Genomic DNA, 523 nt, shown 5'->3' on the forward strand with positions numbered 1-523 from the left:
AAGGATGGTCAATATCTWGTAACCGCCCAAGTGGTAAATCCAGGAGAATTAGCTACAGGAAAAGGCGGTGGAGGTTCCGGCGGATCACCGACAATCATCTATCAGGCGAAAGGGGAAACTGTTTTTGAGGCTATCCGAAAAATGACCAAGGAATCCCCAAGAAAAATATATCCCTCACATCTTCGAGTCCTCGTGATTGGTGAGTCATTAGCAAAAAAAGGAATTGGGAAACCGTTAGATCTTCTCTCAAGGGACTGGGAAATCCGATCCGATTTTTATATCGTCGTAGCTAAGGGAATGARAGCAGCAGARATCCTGAAGGTGCCCACGTCTTTAGAAAAAATACCTGCAAATCAAATATTTGATACCCTGAAAGTCTCAGCAACTGCATGGTCAGCGACAAGTTTCGAGAGTTTAGACGAACTGATTTCGGATATTGTAAGTGAAGGAAAACAACCGGTGTTAACAGGAATCCAAGCAGATATAAAAGGTGATGAAGAAACTTCTTTAAGCAAACAGAATG

1 protein-coding gene is annotated in these 523 nt (G+C 42.5%); it reads left to right on the forward strand.

Features of this window, described 5'->3' with window-relative positions; translation table 11 throughout:
• Window positions 1-30: 30 nt before the first annotated feature.
• On the forward strand, window positions 31-523 hold a 493-nt coding region (locus AC1DUW_RS32190; RefSeq protein ID WP_477644633.1), incomplete at its 3' end, for a Ger(x)C family spore germination protein.

Source organism: Peribacillus sp. P4_C12, assembly GCF_056402095.1.